The sequence below is a fragment of the Marinifilum fragile genome, from assembly GCF_963677365.1.
In the GTDB taxonomy this organism is placed as follows: domain Bacteria; phylum Bacteroidota; class Bacteroidia; order Bacteroidales; family Marinifilaceae; genus Marinifilum; species Marinifilum fragile.
The window spans coordinates 136,682-160,674 of the sequence record NZ_OY781962.1 but is presented as its reverse complement, the minus strand read 5'-3'; the positions used below and the strand labels follow the sequence as shown (position 1 = coordinate 160,674).

The following is a 23,993-nucleotide window of genomic DNA, read 5'->3' as shown; positions in this document are numbered from 1 at the left end:
ATATGAAAAAATTATTATATATACTTAGTGCCTGTGTCTTAATTGGCTTCTCGTCATGTGAAGATGATTACCTGGAGACAAAGTCACCAGACAAATTGACAAGCTATAGCTTTTGGAGAAATGCAGATGATGCTGAAGCAGGCATGGCTGCTGCATATTCGCAATTGGAATGTGCTACAGATTATTGGGGTTTTGCTGAAATTAAGTTTCCAGTAGAAATGTACCCTTCTGATTTGGTAAAAATTGGTGGAGATGCTTACAATTACGAAGATTGGTTAGCCATCTATAATTATAATGTGAATTCTGCCAATACGCAGGTAGCATCATACTGGAATATTCATTACAGAGGTATCAATTTCACCAATCAAGTTATTGAAAAGGTAGGTGAAATGACCGAAGAGCAAATTGAGCCTACTAAAAAGAATGAACTACTTGCTGAAGCACATTTTTTAAGAGGCTATTATCACTTAAAATTGATTCTGGCTTGGGAAAAAATTATTCTTCGTGATCAATATCCAAAAGGAGTTTCGGACACTCATAAAGCTTTAAGCGAAAGATCTGAGTGCTGGGACTTTATTATAGCTGATTTTGAAAAAGCTACAAAAGATCTTCCAAGTTCATACAATGCACAAAATGTAGGTAGAGCTACCAAATGGGCAGCTTTCGCATACCTTGGAAAAGCAAATCTTTTCCGTGCTGGAGAAGATAGTGCAAATGCAAGCCAATATTACAAAGCTGCTAAATCAGCTTTAGCTGAAGTTGTAGGTTCGAATAATTTCTCTTTGGTAGATAACTTCATTAGCATGTTTGATGGTACCAATCAAAACTCAAACGAAGCAGTTTTCGAGTTGCAGTTGTCTAATAATACTGATAATGGAGCTTGGTTCAAGTTTCCTCATCACCGTTGGATCAAACCTAAAGGATTGTTTGGTTGGGACGAAATTGCTGGTAGCAACTTTTTATTAGAAGAATTTAAGAAAGAAGGAAAAGTGGCAACTGGTGGACGATACGATCATCGTTCATATGGCACATTGTTCTTTGATGATGAATACTTTAACGACCCAAGTAATCCAAGGGTTTATGGATATACCTTCAAAGAATGGTGGGACGCAAGTAGCACTGCATATGACTATACTGGCTTCAGAAAATACTTGCCATCAACTAAAAGTGATCTGGATGCTTACAGTCACGGTAACAATATGCCATTAATGAGATATGCTGATGTTTTGTTAATGTATGCCGAAACTTTAAACGAACTAGATGAAACATCAACAGCGATACCTCATATTAATAATGTGAGAGCAATGCACGGTGGACTTCCTGCAATGACTGGAAGTGACAAGGCTTCTGTTAAGGCACAAATTGAACACGAAAGAATTTGTGAGTTTGCTATGGAAGGGTCTAGATTCCACGACTTGCGTCGATGGGGAAAACTAAATGAAACAATGGCGGCACATGGAAGAACTGGAGTAACTGATGCTTCACATTTCTTCCCAATTCCTGAATCAGAAGTAAACTCGAACAACAATATAGAGTAAATTAGGTTAGTTATTGATTAGTTATTTAATCAGAAATGCCCTCAATAATTGGAGGGCATTTCATTTGATTAGCCAATCTAACATTACGATAAAATTTAAGTAAATTCACACCGAAGAACAAAAAGATTATTTATCATGATTACAGTTTTAGTATTAATGACCTTAGGTATCGGCTTGGGTTTTTTCGTAGGGAAGTTTCCAAAAGTGATTAAAGGAGTCGACAAAATGACTACATGGTCAATATATTTACTTCTGTTCCTTTTAGGTATAGGGGTAGGTTTAAATGAGAAAATCATTAACAACTTGCACACGATTGGATTACAAGCACTAATTCTAACTATTGGTGCCATTGTGGGTAGCTTGATTTTCGCATACATCACCTACAAGTTATTTTTTAAAAGTAAATAAGCCAACAACAGAATAATTTTTGCCATGAAAAACAGCCTTATCATACTTGGATTTTTTGCCTTGGGATTAATCTTGGGATTAACAAGATTTCTTCCAGAAGTAATTATGGAATCAGATTTTTCACTATATGCTCTTTACTTACTGATGTTTTTAGTTGGTATTGGAATTGGTGCTGACCGATCATCCTGGAAAGTAATTAAAGAAACCAATATTAAAATCATACTTGTCCCATTATGTGTAATCATAGGATCACTAGTTGGGGTTGGAGCAATTTCAATATTTACTCCAGAAATTCAATTAAAAGAAGCCTTAGCAGTTGGTGCAGGTTTTGGATATTATAGTTTATCTTCTATTTTTATTACTCAAATCAGCGGTGAAACTCTAGGTGTAATTGCACTAATATCAAATATCTTAAGAGAAATCATCACACTGCTGGCTGTACCAATTTTTGTAAAATATTTTGGCAAACTAGCTGGTATTGCTTCGGGTGGTGCAACAGCAATGGATACAACCCTTCCAGTTATTTCAAAATATACAGGTAAAGAATGGGCCATTATTGCAATTTTTAGTGGAATAGTATTGACCATTCTTGTTCCATTTCTTGTTCCATTTATACTTGAAGTCCTTTAATAATAAAATCGAGTTCAATCCATATTCAATAAATATCAATTTTGTTCCTTCTCAATTCATGCTTCTACATATAAAATAATATCTGAAAAACTACAATCCAAAAATCTTGAATTATAACTGATTAATAATTGTTTAAATCAGCTATAGTTTTTACAATTTTAAAATAATTATTTGCTTTTTTTTTCTAAATTTACCCAAGACAAATTCAATTGTATGTTTTTATTTAATGATTATATAACGCACTACAATGATTCGTACAAAGGATTGTACGAATGCTGGATTTGTTAATCTCTCCATCTACAAAGACATTTCAGATATTTTTATTTATCAACAACTTATGCTTTCTATTGGAATCATTGTATCCTTTAGAATTTAATACAGCACCATAAACCCAAGCTTATGTTTACGAAAGAAACTTATCAAAAACGTAGAGAATTATTAAAATCGACGGTAAAATCAGGAATTCTATTATTCTTAGGGAATGACGAATGTGGTATGAATTATGCCGATAATACTTATCATTATCGCCAGGACAGTGCATTCTTGTATTTCTTTGGATCTGATTATGCTGGCTTAAACGCAATAATCGATATCGATGAAAACAGAGAAATCATTTTCGGAGATGAACTAAGCATTGATCACATTGTTTGGATGGGAACCCAACCAACCATCAAAGAAAAAAGTGAAGCTGTAGGTATTTATGAAACAGCTCCTTCTAGTCAGCTACAGGACTATCTAACCAAAGCTAGCTCTCAAGACAGAAAAGTACATTACTTGCCTCCTTATCGCCCTGAACATCAGGTTAAGTTGCTTAATTGGTTGAATATTCATCCAAATCAAGCAGTAGAGAACGCATCCGCAGAATTTATTCAAGCAGTTGTAAATCAAAGAAATTATAAATCTGATGAAGAAATCATTCAGATTGAAGAAGCTGTAAACATTACAGCTGACATGCACCTAACTGCCATGAGAATGGCTAAACCAGGAATGAAAGAATCGGAAATTGCTGCTGCCGTGCAAGAGGTTGCCATTAGAGCCGGAGGACAGCTTTCATTTCCTACCATTGCTACGATAAATGGACAAACACTTCACAATCACTATCATGGAAATACAATTAAAAGTGGTGATATGGTTTTAATTGATTGTGGTGCTGAAAATGGCATGCATTACGCAGGTGATATGTCTAGCACTTTCCCTGTAAATAAAACATTTACAGAACGTCAAAGAGAAATTTATCAGATTGCTTTAAATGCACATGAAGCTGCCATTGCTGAACTAAGACCAGGTGTTCGATTTAAAGATGTACACATGAAAGCTTGTAAAACCATTGCTGAAGGAATGAAACAAATGGGTTTCATGAAGGGTGATATGGATGAAGCTGTTCAGCAAGGTGCACATGCTCTATTTTTCCAATGTGGACTTGGACATATGATGGGTTTGGATGTTCATGATATGGAAAATCTTGGAGAAGTGTATGTAGGTTACAATGGTGAAGCTAAAAGCACACAGTTTGGCTTAAAATCATTGAGACTGGGAAGAGTACTGGAACCTGGATTCGTATTGACAATCGAACCGGGAATCTATTTTATTCCTGAATTAATTGATAGATGGAAAGCTGAAAAGAAATTCACTGACTTTATCAATTACGATAAAGTAGAACAATATAAAGATTTTGGAGGCCTAAGAAATGAGGAAGATTTCTTAATTACCAATGATGGAGCTCGTCTTTTAGGTAAGCCTATTCCAAAAACCATTGAAGATGTAGAATCTCAAAGATCATAGTTAGTTTTTGTTTCCATCAGGAGGGTGAGAACTTTAAAAACTCCCCTCCTCCATTTTTGAATCCATGCTAATTCTCAACCAAAAACAAATAGAAAACCTACTCTCAAGAAGTGAGGTTCTGGAAGCAGTAGAAAAGGCTTTTAATGTATTTCATGAAGGCAACTTTGATATGCCAGATAGAATGCACGCCCACTATAATGACATCACCCTACTGTTGATGCCATGCTTCACAAGTCAATATTTCGGCACAAAATTGGTTAGTGTAAATCCCAAAAATCAAGCAATTGGAAAACCTTCGATTTATGGAAACATGATTTTGAATGATTCCGAAACAGGTGAACCTTTGGCTCTATTAAACGGGGCAGCTTTAACAGCAATAAGAACTGGTGCTGTTGGTGCAACTGGCATGAAGTATATCAGCAAAGAGACCTCTGAAAGTATTGGAATTATTGGAACAGGGATTCAAGGATTTACCCAAGCTTTATTTGCTTGTGTTGTGCGCCCGGTAAGAAGAATCAATGTATTTGATTTGGATGAACAAAAGCTAACAGAGTTCATTAATAAACTTCAAGATAAATTACCTAAGGTTGAAATTCATGCTATGAATTCTTCAGAAGAGTTAGTCAAAGAATCTGATATCATTGTTTGTGCAACAAGCTCGGAGAATCCTGTAATTCCAAATGATCCGAATCTACTAAAAGACAAATGCTTTATTGGGATTGGATCATACAAACCAAACATGAGAGAATTCCCTGATGCTTTGTTTTCACAAATCACAAAGGTATGGGTGGATACACCTTTTGCAGCAAAAGAAAGTGGCGATATCGCAACGCCTCTTGAAAATAATCTCTTGCAAGAAAACCAGGTAAGCACCATTAGTAATTTGGTTGCTAACAAGCAATACGATCAAACCGGAACTACCTTTTTTAAATCAGTGGGAATGGCACTTTTTGATGTCGTTGTAGCTGAATATTTGTACAAAAAAGCAATTAAAGAAAACATCGGAACCCAAGCAGACTTATAAAATGACACGAACTCCTTACATACTTATATTCTTTCTAATTCTTAGCTCCTTCAAATTATTTGCCCAAGGGGAGCTAAAAGATTATCAGGAAGCTGAAAAATGGCTTTGGAACAACATCGAAAGGAAAATCTACAATAGTAATATAAATCCCAATTGGATTGGAAAGGGTGATTCCCTATGGTACAGTACGAAAACCCGAAAAGGAACCGAGTACTTTCTTGTTGATATTAAAAATAAAAAACAACAAGAACTTTTCGATCACAAAAGAATGAGCGAAGTCCTAAGCTCATATACTAGTAAAGAATTAGAAACCTACGATTTAAAATTAAAAAACATCAAATTCAAAAATCAAAAAGAGCTTGATTTTGAATTGGATACCATCTTATTATCAGTTGATTTGGTATCCTACAATGTTTCGAAACGAGATAAACCAAAGAAATACACCAGTCAGGAATTGGTATCGCCGAACAAAGAAAAAGTAGCTTTTATTAAAGATTACAATCTATTTCTTAAATCAGGCGATGAGAAAAAGCAGTTGACCACAGATGGCAATGAAGAATTGAGTTATGGAACCTCAATTTCCTGGTACTTTGTTCGAAATGAGAGCAAGAATCAACCAATGGAATACGAGATTGATGCCTATTGGTCTCCAGATTCAAGATACCTGATATGCACAAAGTACAATCGCAAGCATACGCAAAAGCTTTTCATGTACAAGTCTAAACCAAAAGATGGTTTTAGAGCTGAAGTTTATTCTTATGAAAGACCAATTGCCGGAGACAAAGATCTTACCAGAGTATCATATGTAATTTTTGATACAGAAACAGGTAAAACAATTGATTGCGACCTGCCTGAAAATGCAAATTTTCTGGAGTATGGCTTTCAATGGAAATCGAACACAAAAGCCTATACTTTAAGATACTATCGTGGATATCAAAAAAGAGAATTGATAGAGGTAGATGTGGAAACTGGTAAAAGCAGAACAATTGTTTCAGAAACAGCTGATACCTATGTCGATCCAAACATGCACATCTATAAAGTAAATAAAGATACGGATGATGTAATTTGGTCATCCGAGAAAGATGGTTGGCACCATATTTACCGATATAATTATGCAAGTGGTGAGTTAAAAAACCAAATCACGAAGGGTGAATTTGTTGTAAGGGAAATCTGCAAAGTAGACTATAAAAAGAAGAAAATCTACTTCAGAGCAAATGGAAATGAAAAAGGAGATCCTTATTACACCTACCTCTACTCTATCAATTTTGATGGAAATGGCATGAAATTGTTATCACCTGAAAATGCCTACCATACTTGTAACATAAGCCCTAATGGCAAATACGTATTCGACAATTACTCTCGTGTTGATCTTCCTGATCACTTTGTGATTAGAAGCGCTAAAAATGGCAAAACTATAATGGATGTTGCTAAAACGGACATTGAGGACATTGTTAAAATGGGTTGGAAAGCTCCGGAAATGTACACGGTAAAAGGTAGAGATAATGAAACAGATATTTATGGTGTAATTTTTAGACCATTCAATTTAGATGCTTCAAAATCTTATCCGGTTATTGATGGCACCTATTCTGGACCACAAACCATTCGAACACCCAAAACTTTCCGTCGTGGATTGATCAACATGGATGTTCCAATGGCACAAATTGGTTTTGTTGTAGTTACAGTTGATGGATTGGGTTCTGCCTTTAGATCGAAAAAATTTCACGATGTTTCCTATAAAAACCTGGGTGATATCGGTGCTCCGGATCATATCAAAGCAATCAAAGATCTTGCTAAAAAATATCCATACATGGATGTAAATAATGTTGGAATTTACGGACACTCAGCAGGAGGTTACGATGCTACACATGCACTATTAACTCATCCTGATTTTTACAAAGTTGGAGTATCCTCAGCAGGCAATCACGACCACAGAAGTGCTAAAGCCTGGTGGCCTGAATTGTACATGGGATTCCCGGCTAAAAAGCACTATGACGAACAATCAAACTTCTTTTTGGCGGATAAGTTAGAAGGAAAACTGCTGTTGGTGCATGGGAATATGGACAATAATGTGAACCCTGCAGCTTCAATCCGTATGGCTGATGAATTTATTAAAGCGGATAAGGATTTTGAATTAATTCTGCTTCCTGGTAAGGATCATGGTACTTGCTACTATGACAAATATTTTATTCGAAAGCGTTGGGACTTCTTTGTAAATTACCTGATGCACAAACAAGCTCCAAAAGAATTCAAAATCAACTAACCCAAACTCATAAGTATGAATATTACAGATAACTGGAACTGGCATCCTCCAAAAGACTGGTTAAAGATCAAAACCATTGATCTTCATACTGGAGGAGAACCCTTAAGAGTATACACCAGTGGGCTTCCTGAAATTAAAGGAAATACCATACTGGAAAAGAGAAGATATTTTAGAGATCATTTTGATTACATCAGAACTGGTACCATGTGGGAACCTCGCGGACATGCAGATATGTATGGAGCGATTATTACTGAACCAACTACTGAAGATGGTGATTTTGGAACTTTCTTTTTGCACAACGAAGGTTACAGCACCATGTGTGGTCACGCTATGATTGCCTTGGTAACATTAGTTTTGGATACAGGCATGATTGTTCGTGAAGAACAAAATCCAACGATTAAAATCGATGCTCCTCCAGGAAGAATTACCTGTAAAGCATTCCGGAGAAATGGAAAAGTTGAAAAAGTAAGTTTTCAGAATGTTCCTTCTTTTATGCCTTTAAAAGATCAAATTGTTAATGTTCCGGAAATTGGGAAAGTGAAATTCGATTTGGGATATGGAGGTGCATTTTATGCCTATGTACAAGCCGAAGACTTAGGACTAAAATTAGACGAAACCGATTATAACCGACTAATTGATTATGGCAGAAAAATCAAATATGCCGTAATGGATCAGTTCGAAATCAAACATCCAATCGAAGAAGATCTAAGTTTCTTGTATGGAACAATTTTCATTGGAGAAGCTCATAATCCTAATCATCATACACGCAATGTATGCATTTTTGCTGAAGGTGAAGTTGATCGATCATCCACTGGATCGGGTGTTAGCGGACGCGCTGCCATACATTATGCAAAAGGTGAACTAAAACAAGATGAAGAGATCATCATCGAAAGTATTTTAGGCACTTGCATGAGTGTAAAAGTGGTTGAAAGCTGCGATTATGAAGGAATTGATGCAATCATTCCTGAAGTAAGTGGTACTGCTTCCATTACCGGACAAAATGAATTCTATTTCGATCCAAATGATCCTTTAAAGGATGGATTTATTTTCAGATAAAAAACAAAACCTAATCATGAATAAACTAAGCACTAAAATTTTCTCTCTTCTTTTTGTACTAAGCATTGGTCTTGCTGCTTGTACTCAACCTTTAACACTGGAAGAGAAACTAAATCAAATTCCTGATGTAACTGTTCATAAAATTATCGGCGATACAACATATGCCGAATACTATGAATTGTATTTCACTCAACCTTTAGATCATGAGAATCCGGAAGTTGGAACTTTTAAGCAAAGAGTGCTATTGGGGCATCACGCAACTGAGAAACCAATGGTTGTTGAGATTCAGGGTTATAATATCTGGACAGAAAAAGCTGGTGAATTGAGTAAACTTTTAAACGCCAATCAATTGACAATTGAGCATAGATATTTTAAGAATTCAATGCCTGATAGCCTGGATTGGAAATATTTAAATATCAGACAAGCCGCGGCAGATCAGCACAAAGTAATACAAGCATTAAAGAAAATTTACAAGAACAAATGGATTACTACAGGTATTAGTAAAGGTGGACAAACAACTATTTATCACCGTTTCTTTTATCCAAATGATGTTGATGTAAGTGTTCCTTACGTAGCTCCTCAAAATTTAGCACGAGAAGACAAGAGAATACACAAGCACCTGGCAACAGTTGGAAGTAAGGATTGCCGCGATAAGATCTATCAGTTCCAATTGGCTTGTTTCAAAAACAAAAAAGAGCTTCTTCCTTTGGCAAAAACTCATGCTGAAGAGAAAGGATATTCCTTTTCTATGGGATTAGAAAAGGCTCTTGATCTTTCCATTTTGGAATACTCTTTTGCTTTCTGGCAATGGGGAGGAACCAAATGTGAAGATATTCCTTCTTCAGACTCCGAATCTTCAGTTTTATTCAATCATTTGGTTCGTGTTTCTGGTATGGATTTCTTCGACGAGATTAGTTTGAAACCAAGCTTGGCTTTCTACCACCAGGCACTTACTGAAATTGGAATGTACAGCTATGAGGTAGAACCATTCAAACCATACATTAGCTATGAAAAGGACTTAACTTTCGATCATGTGTTTCCCAATGAACCGATCAGAAAATTCAATCCTGAATCGATGATTAAAGTGAACAAATGGTTGCAAACAGATGCTGAGAAAATGCTTTTCATTTATGGTGAATGGGATACATGGTCGGCTACGGCAGTTGATCTCAAAAACAACACAAAGTGTAAAAAGTTTGTAAACCCCGAAGGATCTCACGGAACGCGAATCCGTAATTTCCCTGCTGAGATGAAAACTGAAATTATCAGAACCTTGGAAGAGTGGTTGGAAATGCCAATTGACAATTAATAATGAACTATTAGTAATGAGTAATTAAAACACTCCCTTTTATCCCCTCTGAAGAGGGGACTTGGAACTGCAAATCCTGGCAGTCACAAGTCCACCTTTGAAAAGGAAAACAGGGAGATGTAAAAAACAAAAACTCAATTCATATGAAAAAATTAATCTTACTAGCAATCCTGGCTTGCCTGACTTTACCAAAGAGTCATGCTTGCACCGATATTGTAGCAGGTAAAAAAGCTACAGTTGATGGTTCTGTAATAACATCTCACACCTATGGTGGAAATGATACCAGAATTAGAGTGGTTCATGGTCGTAAGTTTCCTGCAGGATCAAAAACTCCTGTTTATTATGGATTACAGGAAATAAATGGCGGATTGGAAGAATATGGTGAAATACTGGGCTATATCCCACAAGTTCGACAAACCTATACTTACTTTCATTCTGCTTACTCTCATATGAATGAGTTTCAGTTGGCTATTGCGGAAAGTACTTTAAGTCAGAAAAAAGAATTACAAGTTGATAGAGAATCCGGCAAACAAATCATGACTGTTGAGCAAGCTCAAATTTTTGCTCTGCAAAGATGTAAAACTGCACGCGAGGCAATCAGGCTAATAACTTCACTAATGGAAGAATATGGATTCTTACCATCATGTGGACCTGAATCTGAAGCATTGTGTATCGCTGATCCAAATGAAGTTTGGGTACTTGAAATTGTGGCTGTAGGCAAAAACTGGGAACCAAACTCAGGCAAATCAGGAGCAATTTGGGCTGCACAAAGAGTTCCAGATGATCATATTGCCATTGTTCCTAACTGGAGTATCATTAAAGAGGTCGATTTGAGCAAACCTGAATGGTTCATGGCTTCAAAAAATTACAAGCAAGTTGCTATCGATCATGGTTGGTACAATCCTAAATCGGGAAAACCATTTATTTGGCAAGAGGCATACAGCCCTACCTTACGTGAATGGTCAAGCGGAAGATTTTGGTTGTTCTACTCTAAATATGCTCCAAATTATAAAGAATGGCCTGACAGAAAATTAAGCGATCCTTTTAAAGGACAAGATGCTTACCACCAATATGTAGAAGACATTTCTATGTATCCTTTCTCGGTTAAACCAGAGAAAAAGATTTCTGTTCAGGATATCATGGAATTTCAACGTTCAACATTTGAGGGAACCATTTACGATAAAACATCAGATCCTGATTGGTATGTTCCAAGCAAGGATGGTAAGTTGGTTAAAAGTCCATTAACTACTCCTTTCCCAACTAAAGCCATGCGTGAATTGTTGGATATTACCAATCGAAGAAATGTATCGAAAGGAAATTATGGTATGATTTGTCAGTTGAGATCCTGGTTGCCAGATCCAATTGGTGGAATTTACTGGGTATTTCAGGACAATCAGTACACTTCTCCTTACATTCCAATTTACTGTGGTACACAAGAGATTCATGAATCTTACAAAATTTATGATCCGAATCAGTATGATCCAAGATCAGCACGTTGGGCAATTGATTTTGTAGACAACCTGCTTTATTTAAGATGGCAGGATGCGGTTGAAGATCTGTTTAAAATGAGAGAGCCTTTGCAATCTGATTTTTTCAATCAGATTGAAGAAAACGACAAACAAGCACAGAAACTATACGATAAAAGCCCTAAAAAGGCAAAAGAATTCCTGACTAAAAAGTGTCATGAAAACATGCAGAAAGTGTTGGATGTATACAATCAAATCAGGAATACATTAATTACCAAATACACAAACAACAAACAAGGATCGTAAATGATCCAAACAGGAAGAAAAGAGAAATCCGGCAGGGTTGTGGAGATTGTTTGCCGGACTCACTTTTTTACAAAAAACGCTTAAACTAAATAATTAGCAATTCTAAATTTGACTTGATTTTTGATATTAATCATGAGAACACTTTTAACGATTATGCTTCTTCTCTTCTACCAGGGCATTTATGCTCAAGAGAACGGCAAACAGAACGACTGGGAAAATCCAGAGGTTGTTGGGATCAACAAAGAAAAAGCAAGAGCATCTTTCTTTGCTTACAGAACCGAAAACAAAGCCATACAAAATAGTAAAGCCAATTCGAACTATTTTATCAATTTAAATGGCACTTGGAAATTTAACTGGGTGAGAAAACCTGCCGATCGTCCGGTAGATTTTTACAAAACCAACTACGACGTATCAAAATGGGATGATATTAAAGTTCCTGCACATTGGGAACTGGAAGGATATGGTGTACCAATCTACACTGATGTTTCCTATCCTTTTCCAAACAACGAACCATACATTCCTCACGATTACAATCCGGTAGGATCGTACAAGAGAAACTTTAGTATTCCGAAAAGCTGGAAAGGTCAGGAAATCTATATTCACTTTGGTGGAGTTCGTTCTGCTGCATACGTATGGGTAAATGGAAAAAAAGTTGGATATACACAAGGAAGTAAAACACCAGCAGAATTTAATCTGACCAAATACGTAAAACCAGGCAAAAACCAATTGGCTGTTGAAATTTACCGCTTTAGCGATGGAAGTTACCTTGAAGATCAGGATTACTGGAAAGTAAGTGGTTTTGAACGTGATGTATACCTATATGCAAGACCTAAAACTCACATCAGAGATTTCTTTGTTCATGCAAATTTGGATGAAACCTATACTGATGGAGAATTTTCTTTGAATATTAAAGTAAACCAGATTGCAAATAAAGGAGCTGACAGAACTGTATTGGTAAAAGTTTTGGATGGAAAAAAAGAAGTTGTCAATTTGAAATCAAGCAGTATGCTAGTTCAAGGTGATAATGATTTTATTTTCTCAAAAACGATTCCAAATGTTCGCAAGTGGACTGCTGAGACACCTAATCTTTATACTCTTCAGATCGAATTAAAATCAGGCAATAAAACCATTGAGGTAATTCGTAGAAAAATTGGTTTCCGTACCAGCGAAATCAAGAATGGACTACTACAAATTAATGGTGTGCCGATTACAGTTCGCGGTGTAAATCGCCATGAGCATGATATGGATAATGGTAGAGTGATTACTGAAGAATCGATGATTCAGGACATTCTATTGATGAAACAATTCAATATCAATGCCGTTCGTAACTCTCACTATCCTAATCGGGAACGCTGGTACGAGCTATGTGATGAATATGGATTGTACATGATTGACGAGGCCAATATTGAGGCTCACGGTTGCGAACCATACAACAAAGAAAAAACATTGGCCGATAAGCCACATTGGAAAAAAGCATTCATGGACAGAACCGTTTCAATGGTGGAACGTGATAAGAACCATGCATCCATTATCATTTGGTCCTTAGGAAATGAAACCGGAAGAGGTCGTAACTTCCATGCCACATACAAGTGGATTAAAGATAGAGACAAGAGTCGACCTGTTCAATCGGAAGATTCTGGTAAAGAATTTAATACTGACATCTTTTGCCCAATGTACGATCGCATGTGGGAGATGATTAAATATGTGGAGTATGTACAGAAACGACCTTTAATCCAATGCGAGTATGCCCATGCCATGGGAAATAGTGTTGGGAACCTGAAAGATTACTGGGATTTAATTTACAAACACCGCCAGTTACAAGGTGGATTCATTTGGGATTGGGTTGATCAAACCTTTAGAAAAACGAATAAAAAAGGTGATACCATTTTTGGCTATGGTGGCGATATGGGAGTTTACAAAGTTCAAAACGACTCTAACTTCTGTGCCAATGGATTGGTAAGTGCCGACAGAAAACTTCATCCTCACATTTGGGAAGTCAAGAAAATATATCAACCAATTGCAATAAAAAAAGTAGATCATTCTGCAAGCCAGTTTGAACTGATCAACCGATATGATTTTATCAATTTGGATGATGTAGAAATCAGCTGGACTCTGAAAGAAGATGCCACGGAAATTGCAAATGGAAAGGTTGATTCTAAAGGCTTGTCTGCTCATCAAAGCAGAAAGTTCAGTATCGAAATGCCTGATATCAAAGCCAAGCCAGGTAAGGAATATTTCTTGCAGTTCGAAGCGCATAACACGCTTGAACAACCAATGGTTCCTAAAGGACACCGAATTGCATGGGAACAATTCCAGTTGCCAATTCATAAGAAGGTGAAAGCCATTGCAGCAAAACAATTGCCTGCACTTACTCTAAACGAAGATCAGAATGAGATTGCGATCGATGCAAAAGGATTTAAACTTTGCATTTCTAAATCAAACGGAAGTTTAAACTCTTATAAAATAGATGGAACAGAATTGATTGAAAATGATTTGGAACCTTTCTTCTGGCGTGCGGTTACCGATAATGACTTAGGGAATGGTACCCCAGCCAGATGCAAGGTCTGGAAGACAGCTGGTGAAAAACGTGAGTTGCTTTCCATTGAAACCAATCAAATGTCGCCACAACAAATCGAAATAATTGTAGCGTTTAATTTACCAACAGCTCCTAGCAAATACAAAACGAAGTATCTGGTATCAGGTAATGGCGATGTTGAAATCGAAAACACTTTCGTTCCTCAATCAAATGATCTACCTATGATGCCACGTTTGGGAATGCAAATGCAATTGCCAAAAGAGTTTTCGAACATCGAATGGTTTGGACGCGGACCACAGGAAAGTATGTGGGACAGAAAATCAGGTGCGATGCTTGATCACTACAAAGGAACGGTTTGGGAGCAATATCACCCATATGTTCGTCCGCAGGAAACAGGTAACAAAACCGATCTTCGCTGGATAGCACTTACCAATAAAGATGGTAAAGGTTTGATGGCTATTGGAGCACCATTACTATCAGGTTCGGCTCTAGGATTCGATTACAAAGAGTTGTATCATGGTGGAAAGGATAAACCAAACAAACATGGTAATGCAATTAAACAAGGAGATGTAATCAGTTTCCAGATTGACTACAAGCAAATGGGTGTTGGTGGCGATAACTCTTGGGGCGCTCCTGTTCATGCAGAGTATTGTATTCCATCTCAACCATATCAGTACAGTTTTATCCTTCGTCCGATTAATGGGGAAAAGGATTTAAATGAATTGAGTAAGACGAGAGTAAAATAATTAACAGCTTACGCCCTTTCAGGGCTTAAAATAAAATACATCAATACAACGGGCTCTGCCCGTTGCTATTGCTATAGGCCTTTCAGGCCGAGCTTAGCAAAAATGATAAGCAAATATATTTCCCTGAAGGGGAAAGAGCATTAACATAGGTCGAAGGCCTATGAAAAAGAATAAATAAGTAACAAAGCCCTGAAAGGGCGCAAGCTATTTAAGTAATATGAAATTCATACACATTAGTTTAATTGCAGCAATACTTTCGTTCTCTTCCTGTACTCAAAAAAAGCAAGAGAAGAAAGGTGATGCAGCAATAGATCTACAAGAAAAATATACCAATGTACTCAACATACAAGGAGTCCCTGCAAAACAATACGATTTAAAACCATTCGGATTCTCTGATATGGGAGCCTGGCATGGCTACGCTTTGCCTCATCAGGATAGTACTGCCTACTATGGTGGTTTTGTCGGACCATTGAGCATGAGAATGTGGGGACAATGGTTGGGTAAAAATCTATGTCAGTTGGTATTAACCGATGCCAATACAAATCAGGAAATTGATTTGAGCCAAGCCAAGGCCGAAATGATTTACAAACCCGGTAAATTGCAGCAAAAATTGCAATTACAGGGCATTACAATCGATATCCAGCTTGTATTTGCCAGCAACAGAACTTCTCTTATCCAAACATCCATAAGCAATAATTCCAATGAGGATATGCAGCTTAAAGTGGGGTGGAAAGGAGAATTGTTCGAGAAGGAATTGCAATTGGAAAAAAGCACCAATGGTGTTCAGGTAAATTACAATAAGAGTGATGAAATCTTCCTAATGCAAACTCATCTTCCAAATGAAGTCAGCATTGTCAAAAACAAGCTTTCCTACCAAATGAATCTTACAGAAAATCAATTGGTAAAAGCTGGTCAGCAAAGTGAAATTAGCATGCTTCACTCCCATTACTTCAATGAGAAGGAAGCCATGACAGAAGGAAAATTGCTTAGCCAATGGCTTAAAAATCCACACGATGTTTTCTCACAAAACAAATCGCGTTGGAACGGATATTTAAGCAAAGCTTTGGATAGTAAGAATCCATTGTTAGAGAAAGAAGAAAACAAGCGACTTGCAGTTAAATGTGTTCAGACCTTACTGACCAACTGGCGTTCTCCTGCTGGCGATTTGAAACACGATGGTGTATTTCCATCAGCTGCATACCAGGGATTTTATGGTTTTTGGTCGTGGGATAGCTGGAAACAGGCGGTAGCATTGGTTCGTTTCAATCCTGAATTGGCCAAGAGCAATATCCTGTCGATGTTCCAGTATCAAGATGAGATGGGAATGGTTGCCGATTGTGTTTATTTCGATCCTAAGGATAACAATTGGCGCGATACCAAAGCTCCATTGGCAGCCTGGGCTGTATTGGAAATCTACAAGCGTACCAATGATCTGGACTTTGTGCGTGAAATGTATCCTAAATTGGTCAAGTATCATGAGTGGTGGTACCAATATCGCGATCACGATCAGAATGGATTGTGTGAATATGGTTCGACCGATGGAACATTGATTGCTGCAAAATGGGAAAGTGGAATGGACAATGCCGTACGTTTCGATGATGCCAAAATGCTTAAAAATAACGATCACGGATGGTCGATGGATCAGGAATCAGTGGATTTGAATGCCTACTTGTTTGCAGAAAAAGAACAGTTGGCTGAACTGGCTGGTCTTATCGGAAAATCGGAAGATGCTCAAACATTTACCAAGGCAGCTAAAGAACTACAAGAGAGAATATCAAAAGACTTCTACGATACCAAAGAAGGATTCTTTTACGACAGAGCAATTAAATCAGGAAAATTGCTAACAGTACAACAAGGGCCTGAGGGATGGATTCCTTTGTATACGAATATCGCAAACCAGGAGCAGGCAAAGGGCGTTAAAAACTTACTAACAGATAGTACAAAATTCGCATGTAAAGTGCCCTTTCCTACCCTGGTTGCAGATCATCACAAATTCAATCCTTTGAAGGGATACTGGCGAGGTCCGGTGTGGTTAGATCAGGCCTATTTTGGAGTACAAGCTTTGAAAAACTATGGCTACCAACAAGAAGCAGATGCATTGACTCAAAAATTGATTAAGAATGCAGAGGGCTTATTGCAGGATGCTCCAATCCGTGAAAACTACCATCCAATTACCGGTAAAGGATTAAATGCCAATCACTTTTCATGGTCGGCAGCACATTATTTACTATTGCTAACAGACGAAATTTAAAATTCAACAACAACAAACACTGCTCATTTTTTGAGCACATCTAGTTTTTCATTAGTTAATAGTTGAACACCTTGACTTCCTATGGGAGGTTGAGGTGTTTTTGTATTCAACATTTATATTTTTTATTAATTGTTTTGATTTATGATTATTGCTACTTTCACTATATAAAACCTAATAAAAATTTCTATGAAACAAATTGAAACCTGTAAATCATGTAGCAATCGTAAATTTGATTCACAGCAAGGTATTCTATGCTCATTAACTGAAGCAAAACCTTCTTTTGAAGACAACTGCTCGGATTTCATTCAAGATGAAAAAATTATAAAAAAGGAAGTTGAAATAAGTAAGTACATCCTTCCTAACAAAAAATTGGCAAATGCTGTCATGTGGATCATGTGGCTGGTTCTTTCAACTCAATTACTGGGCATGTTATCGCATTACATGCAGTATAACTTATTAACATCAGCTCTAAATGGTGAAACAGTAACAACTCAAATGGCAGAAGATAATGATTTAAGACATACCTTAATCATGGTAATTCATTATTTAGCCTTTATCACATCTGCGATACTATTTGCCATTTGGTTTTATAGAGGATACAAGAATTATCATACCAGATTTAAACATCCTTCTTATCAAAAAAGTTGGGCCTTTTGGGGATGGATTGTTCCTATTGCCAGTCTTTTTATTCCATATAAAATCATGAAGGAGATGTATGAAGATTCTAAAAAGAAACTAGTTGAGTTCTCGGAAGATTATTCATTTATTAATATGACAAGCTTAATCACGGTTTGGTGGACACTTTGGATTATTGCCAACTTTGTAACCAATATCGTATCTAAATTCTTTGATGACGAAGAAACATTAGAAGGTTTAATTGATTACTCGATGTCCGAAATGATATTAGGATTCCTCTTTGTTCCTGCAGCAATTGTAACCTTTAAATTAATAAAAGATTACTCCTTTATTGAGGAAAAACTAACAACACTTGAAGCCGAAATTAAATCACATAATTCTTAAAATTCCAAATGAAAAAAATAGAACTGATTGCCATTATTGCTACTATTGTTGCATTACTTTTCAAACAATTTGAACTACCATATTCTGGTATAATTCTAACTATAAGTCTCAATTTATTGGCTATTTATTATTTCTTGTATTATCTAAGTAGCAATGATCCAATTGCCTATCGAATTAGAAAAGTATTTATAAAAGAAGAGGTTAGTAATTCAATTACAGTTAAAATCTGTGGAATGGGTTTGCCAATTATATTAATTTCCATACTTTTCAAATTGATGTTTTATCCTTATGCAACAACCTTGTTTTACATTGGATTGTTAGCTTGCTTTCTTTGCTGTTTACTATCTTTTATTGAGTATCACAAGACAAAGGATTTATTCCTTCGACAGATGATGACAAGAATCTTAATTATTGGAGGTATAGGTTTATTTCTATTTTTTATTCCAACTGAAAGACCAAATGATCAAAGTGATCTAAAATCAAACCATGTGGAGATAAACAAATAATTCCCTTTGTTCCAATTCAATAGAGAGAATTAAAAACAAAAAGGAGCACCAAACGATGCTCCTTTTCTCCTCTATCCGATCAACTGCTTATTCCTCTTCTTTGTTTTCTTGTTCAGAAACATCTTCGAAGTCTACAGTCTCATTATTTTCTTCTACTTTTTTGCCAAGATAAGTTGGTAGCTCCATTCCAGCCATTTTAAACAGTTCTTCCATTGGAGGAATCGATCCCATCATGCCTTGCATAAAGTTAGCAGTAGATGTTTTGCCATCTTTACCATTACCATTTTCCCAAACAGTAACCTTATCAATCTTGATGTTCTTGATGGCTTCAACCTGTGTAGCAACCAATTCTGGCAACTTATCTGCAATCATCAACATTACAGCATCTTTAGCGTCGCTACCAGCAGCATTTACAATCTTATCGAAACCTTCAGCTTGCTTACTCAAGATCTCATAGATACCTTTCGCTTCCGCTTCCATCTTCATATAAATTGCATCAGCTTCCCCTTTCGCATGACGACGGGTTTGCTCAGCAATTGCTTCTGCTGCAATCTCAATCTTTTCCTTATCAATTTGTGCAGGTACAACAATATCCGCAGTTTGTGATGCTTTATCACGAATCGCACGAGCAGCCTCTGCTTTCTGCTCTGCAGAATATGCTTCCTCTAATGCACGTGCCGTAGCAACTTTCTCTGCTGCTGTAGCCAAACGTTCTGCTTCCGCTTCTTTCTCACGTCTTCCGGCATCAGAATTGGCAATGGTAATCTTCGCTGTATTCTCCCCTTCAACTGCTGTAGCATCCGCCGCAGCTACCTGAACACGTTGTTCCTGTAATGCGTTTGCCTCACCAATAGAACCATCACGATTCTTTTCAGCTACACTCTTCTTCGCATCATTTATCGCTTTTGCAGCTGCTTCCTTACCAAGAGCTTCGATATAACCCGATTCGTCGTTGATATCTGTAACGTTCACGTTGATCAGTTTCAAACCAATCTTTTTCAATTCCGCCTCAACGTTTGATGATACAGCAGCAAGGAACTTATCACGGTTGCTGTTAATCTCCTCGATATCCATGGTAGCAACTACCAAACGCAACTGACCAAATATGATATCCTTTGCCAAATTGCTGATATCTACTTGCGACAATCCCAGAAGACGCTCTGCAGCATTGGTCATTACGCCAGATTCGGTCGAAATCCCAACAGTAAATCGCGAAGGAACATCAACACGAATGTTCTGCTTACTTAAGGCGTTGGTCAGGTTAATTTCAATTGAAATTGGTGTAAGATCAAGAAAAGCATAATCTTGAATAATTGGCCATACAAATGCGGCACCACCATGAATACACTTGGCTGAACGTGACTCGGCACCACCACCTTTTCCTACCTTACCATACACAACCAAAACTCGGTCGGATGGACAACGCTTGTATCTTTTAAAGAAGGATACAATTAGGACGAAAACGAATATTACTGCAGCAGTAATCAAAAGAACAATATATTCTCCCATAATGTTTTTGTTAATTAATTGGATTTAATGATTATTAATAGATTAACCTATTGGATATACAACAAGAATTTGATCGTTTAGGATCTCGACAACTTCCACGACAGCACCGGTTTTAATATCTTTTTCTGCATCGGTAATGGCATCTAAAGTTTGTAAGCCTTGCACCTGAATCTGCACTTTTCCCATACCTTTTCGGTTGGCAGGAATAGTAAGGTATACATTACCTGCTTTACCAATTGCATTATTCAAATTTAAGGTTCCCTCTTCTGTCAGTTTCCCCATAAAATACATGATAGAAGCCATAATAACCATCATGATTAAACCTGCAATGGTTGCAATAAATGTTGCCAATCCAGCACCAAATCCCATGTGCAAACAAATAATTCCAGTCCAACCAAAAATGGTAAAAAAGGCGATCAGGTTCTTTAAAGTAAGAAATTGGAAATCGATCCCCGTATCTCCAGAAACATCTGCATCACCATCAGCAGCAACATCGTCCACATCTCCTCCAAGAAAAGTTATTACCATTTGAATGAGAAACAGAACTGAAAATGGTATAGAAATTCCCCAGAATATCTTTTCAACGATATCCATGGCACTCCACCAGTCAGAAATTTGTAGTATCATAATAATTGATTTTGATTTGATCTAAAGTAGTAAGAATTCTTGACCTAACAGTGATTATGCTTAGCTGTTTTTTTCTTTTTAGTTGTATTCTATTTTTCACATGTTTTTGACTGATTTTTGTCAGATAAAAAGGAGCACCAAACTTGATGCTCCTTCTACTATTTTTTAATGAATCTTATTTATTTTTCTTTTGGAGACATTACAACTTCTACTTTTCCTGTTTTAGCAAAGTATTTCTTTGCAAATTTCTCCACCTTTTCTTTGGTAATTGCGTTAATCATTTTTTCATAATCTTCAATTGAATCAACGCTTTCACCATAAGTATAATAACGATTGATTGCATTAATCCAATAACCATTCTTACGAAGATTTTCTTGGTATTCTTTAATGAAGTTTTTCTTCGTCTCAATCAAATCATCCTCTTTTACCCCATTTGTAAATAATCCTTGAATTTCGTCATAAACAATCCCTTTTAACTTATCAGATTTAGCTGGGTCAGTATCAAAACGAATAATTAAATTATATTCTTCACGAGGGAACTTATCTACATAGGCTCTAACTCCAACTCCATATGATCCACCCTCTTTTTCACGAATCACATCAAGATATCTCTTATTCAATAAACTAGATACAAAATTCATCATGAGTTTATTCTCTCTTGAATATTTGATATTACCATGCAAGTCGATATGAATAGTTGTTTTTGGAGTTTCCATTTCTCTTTTGAAATGGTTGTAAGTATCTTTTTTAGGATAGTCTACTCCATTGTCTTTCCAAGTTTCCTCTCGATCGATGTCCTTGATACTTCCCAAATATGTTTCGATCAATGGCTTCGCTTTTTCAATATCGATATTACCAACAAATACAAAAGTAAAATCACTTGCATCCACAAATCTCTCTTGATACACTTGTTTCATTGTTTCAAGATTCAAACTGGCAATCATATCTGTATTGAATAAGATTGTTCTAGGATTGTGATCAGTTGTAGTAAGCGAAACAGAATCTCTGAAAGCCTTGTTAACATCAGCACCCATATTGGATACATAAGCCATATATCTACCCTTTAATGCGGTAAAAGCTTCTTCGTCGAAACGTGGAGCAACAAAATACATGTGTACCAATTGCAACATGGTTTCAAAATCCTTAACTGACGAGTTTCCGCTAAATCCTTCAGATAATTCACTGATATATGGAGAAACTTGAACTGATTTTCCTGTCAATAATTTTTGCAAACTAGTCTGATCAAACTTACCTAAACCGAAATTAGCAATAAATCCACCTGCCATTTCAGCTGAAGCTAGATCTTCCACTCCATATAATGAATTTCCTCCTTTGCTGAATGCTTGTAAACGAATTTCATTTTCTTTGAAATCAGTCTTCTTTACTACTACTTTTGCTCCATTAGCTAAAGTCCACTCTGTAGCATCAAAACCATTAAGTTCTGCTTCTTTTTTAACCTTTCCTGCTTTTGGCATTTCTGCAATTAAAGGCTCGGTTATTACCTTATCTACATAAGGTTTTAAATCTGATTTTCTAACCTTCTCTAATAAAGCTAATAATTGCTGTTCTGTTGGTAATTCAACATTTTCTTTTTCAGGAGCTGTAAATGTGATGATTACATTTTCTTTTGTCATCCATTTCTTCGAAAATGCATTAACCTCTTCAGCTGAAATGCCTGGTAGTAGTTTCTTAATTGCCTCGTATTCAAATTCTATTCCTGGAACAGGCTCGTTTACCAAGAAGTGTCTCTGGTAACCTCTTACCAATCTATCGTTATGTTGCTTATTACGATCTTTAAATTGCTTTTCAATACTGCTCAACATTTCTGTTTTTGCTCTTTCTAATTCCGTAGCAACAACACCATATCTGTTTGCTCTTTCAATTTCCTTTAAGAACGTTTCTGCACCTCCAAGTAAATTATCTTCCTTCAAAGTAACACTGTTGTGGTAAACATCCATTTTACGAGCTTTATTATAATATGCAGCCCATGCATTAATAAAAGGAGCATTACCTTTCTGAAGCAATTCATTTAAACGATTTCCCAAAATACTTGAATGTAAATTCTCTATAAGAGAATTACGATAGTATTTCATGTTCTTTTCTTCAAAAGGGGTTGCTTTATGCTTGTAAAACACCTCAAAAGAATAATTGCTTACCTCTGGATCGGTAATAATACCAACAATAGGCTCTTTATTATCTGGAACATCATAATAAATTCGTTCTTTAGGATTTTTTACAGCCGGAATATGAGCGAACATTTCTTTGATCTTATTTTCAAACTTTTCAGCATCAATATCACCCACAACTACAATAGCCTGTAGGTCTGTACGGTACCAATCATGATAAAAATCGCGTATAACCTGATGATCAAAGTTGTCAATTACATCCAAGTTCCCAATAACATCACGTTCAGCATATTTCGATCCTTTGTAGATTACTTTATTCTTTTCCAAGTAAGCTCTCATACCACCTGATCTTCTGGTTCTCCACTCTTCGTGAATAACACCACGCTCGCTATCTATTTCTTTACCTTCAAGACTTAGGTAATTCGACCAATCATGTAAAACCAATAATGCTGAATCCAAAAGATTTTCATTTGAGGTAGGAATATTACTCAAATTGTAAACCGTTTCATCCACATTAGTATAAGCATTAATATTACGTCCAAATGCAACTCCATATTTCTCCAGATAATTTAGCACTCCTTTTCCAGGGAAATGTTCAGTTCCATTAAAAGCCATATGCTCTAAGAAGTGGGCCAATCCATTCTGATTGTCATTTTCAAGAACAGCTCCAACATTCTGAACAATATAGAAGCTAGCACGATCTTTAGGCTCCTCATTGTGTCGCACATAATAAGTTAATCCATTTTTTAACTTTCCAGTTCTTACATTAGGATCCATCGGAAGTTTGGAATCCATTTGATTTTGAGCCGTTAGCATTCCTGCTCCAGCAAATAATAAAGTCCCACAAAGGCTAACTTTACCAATAAAATTTTTAATCATTTGATATCTGTTTT

Annotated in this window: 16 protein-coding genes; 13 read left to right on the top strand and 3 right to left on the bottom strand. The window is 36.5% G+C overall.

Features of this window, described 5'->3' with window-relative positions; all coding sequences use genetic code 11:
- The first annotated feature begins 2 nt into the window (after positions 1-2).
- The 13 genes from ACKPCA_RS00595 to ACKPCA_RS00535 all read left to right on the top strand — a co-directional run bounded on the left by ACKPCA_RS00595 (position 3) and on the right by ACKPCA_RS00535 (position 18,838).
- Positions 3-1,538, top strand: coding sequence for a RagB/SusD family nutrient uptake outer membrane protein (locus ACKPCA_RS00595; RefSeq protein ID WP_321280740.1), 1,536 nt, complete (start codon positions 3-5; stop codon positions 1,536-1,538).
- A gap of 135 nt (positions 1,539-1,673) precedes the next feature.
- Positions 1,674-1,946 (top strand): LysO family transporter, encoded by a 273-nt coding sequence (locus tag ACKPCA_RS00590; protein ID WP_054718488.1) that lies wholly within the window; start codon positions 1,674-1,676, stop codon positions 1,944-1,946.
- A gap of 24 nt (positions 1,947-1,970) precedes the next feature.
- Positions 1,971-2,576, top strand: a complete 606-nt coding sequence (locus ACKPCA_RS00585; RefSeq protein WP_054718485.1) for a LysO family transporter — start codon at positions 1,971-1,973, stop codon at positions 2,574-2,576.
- 399 nt (positions 2,577-2,975) lie between these two features.
- Positions 2,976-4,358, top strand: coding sequence for an aminopeptidase P family protein (locus tag ACKPCA_RS00580; protein WP_321280738.1), 1,383 nt, complete (start codon positions 2,976-2,978; stop codon positions 4,356-4,358).
- Between the two features lie 64 nt (positions 4,359-4,422).
- Entirely contained in the window at positions 4,423-5,382 is a 960-nt protein-coding gene (locus tag ACKPCA_RS00575) for an ornithine cyclodeaminase family protein (protein ID WP_321280736.1), read from the top strand.
- A gap of 1 nt (position 5,383) precedes the next feature.
- Positions 5,384-7,642, top strand: a complete 2,259-nt coding sequence (locus ACKPCA_RS00570; protein ID WP_321280734.1) for a S9 family peptidase — start codon at positions 5,384-5,386, stop codon at positions 7,640-7,642.
- A gap of 15 nt (positions 7,643-7,657) precedes the next feature.
- A complete protein-coding gene (locus tag ACKPCA_RS00565; RefSeq protein WP_321280733.1) occupies positions 7,658-8,698 on the top strand; it encodes a proline racemase family protein in 1,041 nt (346 codons plus the stop codon).
- A 16-nt stretch (positions 8,699-8,714) separates the two neighbouring features.
- Entirely contained in the window at positions 8,715-10,007 is a 1,293-nt protein-coding gene (locus tag ACKPCA_RS00560) for a S28 family serine protease (protein WP_321280732.1), read from the top strand.
- Between the two features lie 143 nt (positions 10,008-10,150).
- Entirely contained in the window at positions 10,151-11,779 is a 1,629-nt protein-coding gene (locus tag ACKPCA_RS00555) for a dipeptidase (RefSeq protein WP_321280730.1), read from the top strand.
- Between the two features lie 132 nt (positions 11,780-11,911).
- Positions 11,912-15,061, top strand: coding sequence for a beta-galactosidase, LacZ type (gene lacZ / locus ACKPCA_RS00550; protein ID WP_321280728.1), 3,150 nt, complete (start codon positions 11,912-11,914; stop codon positions 15,059-15,061).
- Between the two features lie 217 nt (positions 15,062-15,278).
- Positions 15,279-17,312, top strand: a complete 2,034-nt coding sequence (locus ACKPCA_RS00545; RefSeq protein ID WP_321280726.1) for an MGH1-like glycoside hydrolase domain-containing protein — start codon at positions 15,279-15,281, stop codon at positions 17,310-17,312.
- A 186-nt stretch (positions 17,313-17,498) separates the two neighbouring features.
- The gene (locus ACKPCA_RS00540) at positions 17,499-18,332 is read left to right on the top strand and encodes a DUF4328 domain-containing protein (RefSeq protein ID WP_321280724.1); all 834 of its coding nucleotides are present in this window, start codon (positions 17,499-17,501) and stop codon (positions 18,330-18,332) included.
- Positions 18,333-18,340: 8 nt separating this feature from the next.
- Positions 18,341-18,838 (top strand): hypothetical protein, encoded by a 498-nt coding sequence (locus ACKPCA_RS00535; protein WP_321280723.1) that lies wholly within the window; start codon positions 18,341-18,343, stop codon positions 18,836-18,838.
- 87 nt (positions 18,839-18,925) lie between these two features.
- Here ACKPCA_RS00535 and ACKPCA_RS00530 read toward each other — a convergent pair whose 3' ends face one another.
- The 3 genes from ACKPCA_RS00530 to ACKPCA_RS00520 all read right to left on the bottom strand — a co-directional run bounded on the left by ACKPCA_RS00530 (position 18,926) and on the right by ACKPCA_RS00520 (position 23,979).
- Entirely contained in the window at positions 18,926-20,347 is a 1,422-nt protein-coding gene (locus tag ACKPCA_RS00530; RefSeq protein ID WP_054718456.1) for a flotillin family protein, read from the bottom strand.
- Positions 20,348-20,389: 42 nt separating this feature from the next.
- Positions 20,390-20,974, bottom strand: a complete 585-nt coding sequence (locus ACKPCA_RS00525; RefSeq protein WP_321280720.1) for a hypothetical protein — start codon at positions 20,972-20,974, stop codon at positions 20,390-20,392.
- Positions 20,975-21,153: 179 nt separating this feature from the next.
- Positions 21,154-23,979 (bottom strand): M16 family metallopeptidase, encoded by a 2,826-nt coding sequence (locus tag ACKPCA_RS00520; protein ID WP_321280718.1) that lies wholly within the window; start codon positions 23,977-23,979, stop codon positions 21,154-21,156.
- Between the last annotated feature and the right edge of the window lie 14 nt (positions 23,980-23,993).

Excerpts from the sequence above, each read along its gene's own strand:
- ACKPCA_RS00585 (WP_054718485.1), top strand. The coding sequence starts at position 1,971 with ATGAAAAACAGCCTTATCATACTTGGATTTTTTGCCTTGGGATTAATC.
- ACKPCA_RS00530 (WP_054718456.1), bottom strand. The coding sequence starts at position 20,347 with ATGGGAGAATATATTGTTCTTTTGATTACTGCTGCAGTAATATTCGTT.
- ACKPCA_RS00590 (WP_054718488.1), top strand. The coding sequence starts at position 1,674 with ATGATTACAGTTTTAGTATTAATGACCTTAGGTATCGGCTTGGGTTTT.
- ACKPCA_RS00555 (WP_321280730.1), top strand. The coding sequence starts at position 10,151 with ATGAAAAAATTAATCTTACTAGCAATCCTGGCTTGCCTGACTTTACCA.
- ACKPCA_RS00595 (WP_321280740.1), top strand. The coding sequence starts at position 3 with ATGAAAAAATTATTATATATACTTAGTGCCTGTGTCTTAATTGGCTTC.
- ACKPCA_RS00540 (WP_321280724.1), top strand. The coding sequence starts at position 17,499 with ATGAAACAAATTGAAACCTGTAAATCATGTAGCAATCGTAAATTTGAT.
- ACKPCA_RS00580 (WP_321280738.1), top strand. The coding sequence starts at position 2,976 with ATGTTTACGAAAGAAACTTATCAAAAACGTAGAGAATTATTAAAATCG.
- ACKPCA_RS00535 (WP_321280723.1), top strand. The coding sequence starts at position 18,341 with ATGAAAAAAATAGAACTGATTGCCATTATTGCTACTATTGTTGCATTA.
- ACKPCA_RS00560 (WP_321280732.1), top strand. The coding sequence starts at position 8,715 with ATGAATAAACTAAGCACTAAAATTTTCTCTCTTCTTTTTGTACTAAGC.
- ACKPCA_RS00570 (WP_321280734.1), top strand. The coding sequence starts at position 5,384 with ATGACACGAACTCCTTACATACTTATATTCTTTCTAATTCTTAGCTCC.
- ACKPCA_RS00520 (WP_321280718.1), bottom strand. The coding sequence starts at position 23,979 with ATGATTAAAAATTTTATTGGTAAAGTTAGCCTTTGTGGGACTTTATTA.
- ACKPCA_RS00565 (WP_321280733.1), top strand. The coding sequence starts at position 7,658 with ATGAATATTACAGATAACTGGAACTGGCATCCTCCAAAAGACTGGTTA.
- ACKPCA_RS00575 (WP_321280736.1), top strand. The coding sequence starts at position 4,423 with ATGCTAATTCTCAACCAAAAACAAATAGAAAACCTACTCTCAAGAAGT.
- ACKPCA_RS00545 (WP_321280726.1), top strand. The coding sequence starts at position 15,279 with ATGAAATTCATACACATTAGTTTAATTGCAGCAATACTTTCGTTCTCT.
- ACKPCA_RS00525 (WP_321280720.1), bottom strand. The coding sequence starts at position 20,974 with ATGATACTACAAATTTCTGACTGGTGGAGTGCCATGGATATCGTTGAA.
- lacZ (WP_321280728.1), top strand. The coding sequence starts at position 11,912 with ATGAGAACACTTTTAACGATTATGCTTCTTCTCTTCTACCAGGGCATT.